Below are 406 nucleotides of genomic sequence, written 5' to 3' on the forward strand. Positions count from 1 at the left end.
TTTAAAAGGTATGGCAAGCTGTCTGAACAATAGAGTTCCTTTGCCAGTGCGATGATGTTACCGCCCTTGCCTGCGCCAAAGTCATACCAAAGGTTGCGGTCAGTGTTCACCTTAAAGGACGCTTCGCATTCTTCCCTTAACGGTGATTTATACCACAAGCCATTACCCTGCTGCTTGACAGGTGAATAACCTAAACTGTGCAGATAGTCTGCGATGGGTATTTGTTTCACATCTTCGATATTCATAACATTTTCTTTTTTGGGGACTAAAAAACAGTTGAAAAGTGCACCAGTCCTGTTTAGTCCGTCATATATATACCCGTACCATACTAAACCTGCCTGTTCCGATACAGGGAAATAGTAAGTCCGTTCCTCTTGTATATACACCCGGACTAAACCAAACTGAC

General features: G+C 43.1%; 1 protein-coding gene. It reads right to left on the minus strand.

Annotated features, from left to right (window positions below; genetic code table 11):
* Window positions 1-245, minus strand: a 245-nt coding sequence (locus tag E5342_RS19190) for a CHC2 zinc finger domain-containing protein (protein WP_246867186.1), incomplete at its 3' end; no start/stop codon positions are given.
* Window positions 246-406: the final 161 nt, after the last annotated feature.

Source organism: Parabacteroides distasonis (assembly GCF_004793765.1).
Classification (GTDB): Bacteria; Bacteroidota; Bacteroidia; order Bacteroidales; family Tannerellaceae; genus Parabacteroides; species Parabacteroides distasonis_A.